General features: G+C 59.3%; 5 protein-coding genes. 2 read left to right on the top strand and 3 right to left on the bottom strand.

The annotated features are described in order from the left end of the window. Positions 1–401 precede the first annotated feature (401 nt). Positions 402–530, bottom strand: coding sequence for a hypothetical protein (locus EOA29_RS43885; RefSeq protein ID WP_281061112.1), 129 nt, complete (start codon positions 528–530; stop codon positions 402–404). A 361-nt stretch (positions 531–891) separates the two neighbouring features. On the opposite strand from EOA29_RS43885, the gene EOA29_RS26345 reads away from it, so the two are divergent. Beyond that, positions 892–1,077: a DUF3606 domain-containing protein gene (locus tag EOA29_RS26345; protein WP_127221824.1), complete on the top strand. Its 186-nt coding sequence runs from the start codon at positions 892–894 to the stop codon at positions 1,075–1,077. A 708-nt stretch (positions 1,078–1,785) separates the two neighbouring features. Here the strand turns inward: EOA29_RS26345 and EOA29_RS26340 are convergent. Continuing rightward, the gene (locus EOA29_RS26340; RefSeq protein WP_127221823.1) at positions 1,786–2,154 is read right to left on the bottom strand and encodes a hypothetical protein; all 369 of its coding nucleotides are present in this window, start codon (positions 2,152–2,154) and stop codon (positions 1,786–1,788) included. A gap of 847 nt (positions 2,155–3,001) precedes the next feature. Here EOA29_RS26340 and EOA29_RS26335 point away from each other — a divergent pair. Next, complete coding sequence (locus EOA29_RS26335; protein WP_245468542.1) at positions 3,002–3,508, top strand: EF-hand domain-containing protein; 507 nt, start codon at positions 3,002–3,004, stop codon at positions 3,506–3,508. A 436-nt stretch (positions 3,509–3,944) separates the two neighbouring features. Here EOA29_RS26335 and EOA29_RS26330 read toward each other — a convergent pair whose 3' ends face one another. Next, positions 3,945–4,268, bottom strand: a complete 324-nt coding sequence (locus EOA29_RS26330; RefSeq protein WP_127221822.1) for a type II toxin-antitoxin system Phd/YefM family antitoxin — start codon at positions 4,266–4,268, stop codon at positions 3,945–3,947. Positions 4,269–4,476 lie beyond the last annotated feature (208 nt).

The raw sequence follows: 4,476 nt of genomic DNA, 5'->3' as shown, positions 1-4,476 counted from the left end.
TCGTTCGGATCGAGGCGAGCAAGGAACGACAGCGTTCCTTGGCGACCTCTCTGGGAAAGAAGTCTTTACTAGCGCTGAGCGTTAGTCAAGAAATCGTTCTTAGCGCGCTTGATAGATTGTTGCCGACGACCCGGGGTGGCTTTTCGGCCCCTGATGTGACTCCGGCTCCACCTAACGCTAAAGCTGCCAACTGCGTCGTTGGTCGGTTTGAAGTCCAGGGAGGCACATATGAGGGTCAAGTTTACATTGAGGAAGGCCTCGACGCCGGGAGGCTCGAAGAGTTTCGTTGCGTCCAAGACTGCCATTCGGTGTAAGATAAATGCGATCGGCGAGTGGCTGGACCAAACCTTGAATCGACTTTGGCGAACCGCTTCGTAAGCCATTGGCGGATAACGATTATGTTAGTCGCTGAGGGCCTGCCGTTTGTCCGCTTTGAACGTGACGAACGCGCCGCCCATATAGCGGCCGTTGTCGGCCATCAGCACCATCGCCGGCTTCCCCGTCTCGCGCTTCACGCCGATGATGTCCATTTCCTTTTCGACGTAGCACTTGATCTTGCGCCAGCTGAGTGCGGTAGCCGTCGAACTTCACCTCATGTGACCAGCCATCGCCCGTGGGCGGCTGATCGACCAGCTCGGGCTCCATTGGACGGATGAATGATAGCTGGACCTCGACGGAGGGCTTACGCATCGAAACCCCACACAACTCGAATTTGATTCAATATCGTACAGCCATAAGTGTTCCGTTAGAGATTGCTTATTTAGCCGGAACCTTTGAGGCGACTGGATGTTTTGCCAGCATCCCTCTTAGCGAGGGTATCGTACCTCGACCCCATCTTCCGCTCCGGCTTCTTTCCCCTTCCCGGAGCGGGTTGTCTCTCGGAGAAAACTCATGGCAGACGACAAGTCGAAGCGCGATTTTCGAGACCGCGACCGCGTGTCAGCGGACGAAGACTATGAGGTTCGCTATTTCGCCAAGCAACACCGCATCACGCCCGAACAGGTCCTCGAACTGATCACTGAGCATGGCAATGACCGCAAGACGCTGGAGCGCGAGGCCAGGAAGCTGCACGGGTGACAAAGCTCTCGGAATTAGGCTCGCCGATTATCGGCACGCGACACGCGTCAGCAGGACCGTTTCTACGAGTGCCGGAGGTGCGGGCAGGTCGTCGATCGCCGTGATCTGCGCTAAGTTATCTGGCACGAACAGCCGGGCCACAAACCGCTTGAACTGGATGCCTGAAGCCGCAGCGAACGGCTGTGGAAAGTAACCGCTTGTTCACCATGAGCGAGCATCATGATTGCAGGCGTTCCAATCGCGCCTGAACATCACCGCGCGTCATTGATGACGCGCTCCCCGCCTGAGTCGGCGGCCGACGTTTTCATGTACCCAATCCCCCCAACACAGTATGCGTCGGCCGCTGGTGTTTCAGGAAAGGCGCTCCCTTTTCCTTGGCTGGTTTCGCATTGCGTTCCGCACCTAAGTCGCGCAGGACGATCCTTCAGCTAATCGCGGCAGTGATCACAATTGCCGTCCTGGCTGCTATCCATCAAGGGGCCGACCGGCTCTTCAACTTGCTGGGTGTGAACTTCGCTGTGGGCTTCATAGCCGGCGCCGCCGTCGTCTTGCTGGTTTGGATTTACGAAGACCGGAAGCGTTCAAGGGCGACTGCCAACCGGCCCGCCGAGCAGCAAGGCGCGCGCCACATGATCTGCTGCAACCTAATGGTGAACGCCCGACGCTTGGTACCGGACGATAACAGCTTCGTGAGTGAGAGCGGCTATGTCAGTCTCGTCTGTCTCCCGCCATCTCAACAATGCGGCGGTGAAGGCCTTTGATGTCAGGTGAGAGCACGGGTATTCGCGTCCCAGCCGCATCAGCAAGCTTCTGCTGCAAAACCAGGAACATCGAGGACGCGGTCGAGCCGACCTCGTCATATGCGGGGTCGGCGACCGCCTTTTCAAGTGGAATGATCGTCACGCCGGCCGCGACGAGACGTGCGAGAACGGTGTCAGCGATCTCAGCGAAAAACGGCAGCGTGTGGCCGAGCGCAATGCCCGGCACTTCACGACCAAACCATTTTACCAGCGAGGCTTGGTCATAGAGGAGCTGGGCCAATGATGCATCGATGAATTGGCGTTTCAGCCATCTCATAGTCGTCCGGTCGTTGCGGTCGCGCGAGCCAGGCCCAGTTCCAGATCCATTCAAAAAGCCAAGTAGTCACGTCGGCCGGTAGCCCTTGGCGGCAAGATGACGCGCAACCGTTTCGCGCTTTTTGTCCGTCTCGCCCCAGTGACACACGGCGACGCCGGGCGAAGGCAAGGCCATTGGGCGCTCACGAAGAGGCGAAGTGTTTCGGGGCGGCCGATCCGGAACAGGACCTTGCCGCCGTCCGTTGCAAGGCCGCACCAGTCCGGTCCACATGCTCCTCCCGTCCGATGATGGCACCGTCGGCATCGACATGCCCACATGCTGCCATGCGGGCCTTCCCGCAGTATGCCGGCGGCGATCACGGGGTGGAGAACGGATTCGGGCAGGTAGCGACGTCACTGAGATAGTGCCAGGTCGCTGAGCCGCGCCACGGCTTCCGCCTTGCCCGCTAAGCGTTCCGGAGACGAAAGATCGGGCTCCCGGTCGCGGGATTCGCGATCCCGGTCATTCTCGGCGGTCACGAATTCGAGTCAATTCGGCTACTGCGCTGGCGCTGTCAATCGTAAGGAGCTTGTCGGTGGCCCGGGTGCGCCGGACGAGCTGCTGTTGCAATGACCCACCGAGGTCAAGCTGATGTTCGATCCCCAGACGGATCGTGGGATTGGGTATCTCGTCGTCGAGGTCCTGAACGACCATAGAGCCGGTTGATTTGCGTCTCGCCAAGATGCTCGAGCGAACGAGACCACCGGTAGGGACATTTCACAACCCGTTAGGAACCCAAGAGGTGAGCAGCGGGTTTGATCAGATGCCGAAACAGTCGGGCTACCCATTCACTTCAAAGGAGAACACGATGAGCAAAACCACAGCCGTTGCTACGGTGCTGGCTCTGTTTGCTTCGCCCACGCTCGCACAAACCAACGCTACTCCTGCGCCCGCCGCACCGATGCAGGAGCAGCATCAGCCGCCTGCGCCAAACGGACAAAGCCAAGAGTCGATGCGTGAAATGATGCGCCAGATGATGAGTGAAATGATGCAAGAAAGATTGCACGAAGATCGTGGTCCCCGACCAGAACAGCGCGGCGGCGACCGCTGGCATCGCAACTACAGAATGGGGCCGCCTGAAGGGCGGCGGATGATGGGGGAGCGCAGTATGGAAGCCGGGATGATGCACGGCGCAGGCATGCGAATGATATTCGCCATAATTGACGCCGACGGCGACGGCGCACTTTCGCGGACCGAGGTTCAGGATTTCATAGGACGCATATTCAACGCCGTCGACGAGAACGGTGATGACAGCGTCGACATGGAGGAGATCCAATCATTCTTCCACGGGCCGGGTAACGAGGAGGCCAAGTAGTCTGTTCTGGAAATATGTGACGCTAGGCGTTCTCATTGAGGGAGCCGCCATTTCATAGCGGACGTCCGGCTAACAGGTCTTCGCCGGGACCGGAGGACAAAACAAGCGGCCGCTATGGTGCGCAGATGCTTGGCAAAAGACCAAAAAAGATGATGCCCAGTCTACCCGGCTGGCCCTCTTGCCCGCCTAGTGCTGGAGGACAGTCTGTGGGCTGGCTGTCAGCCTAGCGCACCAAACAAAAAACCAGCCGCGAGGGTCCGCATTCGGACCTCCTCAAATCGGTGGCCCGACCCATTGTCGACTAGCGAGCCGTCCTCATGCAAGGCGACCAGTGCCAGCACCAAGAAAGGCCGGTCCTTGTCGCCTTCTTCGCGGCCCTCGCGGTGTTGCCAATGACAGAGATAGGAATAACGGAAGACATGGCCGACCCTTCATTTCAGCCGGCAGCATTTTTTGCCGTCCGGCCTATTGCCCCCGATGGTTTTGACCCAGAGGGTTTTGACCCGGGGAGCTCGTCGTTAAGATGGTCAAGATCCGGCGCCATTTCGGAGGCTTCGACCGCAGCGATCTGGTCCGCGCTAAGCTCCGCTGTCAGCTCGACCCGCCGATCGCGCTTCGACAGCCGGACAAATTCCTCGTAGGCCAGCAGCACGGTGCGCAGGCGGCCGTTCTTGGTAATGATGACCTGGTCGCGGACCGCGGCATCCTGATAAGCGCCAAAAATTCTCGAGTCGGCGGCGGCGGTGACGGTGGTGGTCATCGGCGGGGCTCGTTTGTTCCGGGCTTTCCGCAAGGATTGGGCGCTAGAGCGGCGGACTGTCAGGTTGAATCGAGAGGGATTGATCGGGATAGGGGGACGCCTCACGGCGCCGCCCCTCCCACACCACCGGGCATACGGGTCCGTACCACGGCGGTTCGATCGGATTAAGCTTGGGCAGAGACAAGGAGTCGAGGGAGGCCGAGAGACT

The organism is Mesorhizobium sp. M1E.F.Ca.ET.063.01.1.1, assembly GCF_003998155.1.
Classification (GTDB): Bacteria; Pseudomonadota; Alphaproteobacteria; order Rhizobiales; family Rhizobiaceae; genus Mesorhizobium.
This window is presented reverse-complemented; position numbering and strand designations above follow the sequence as displayed.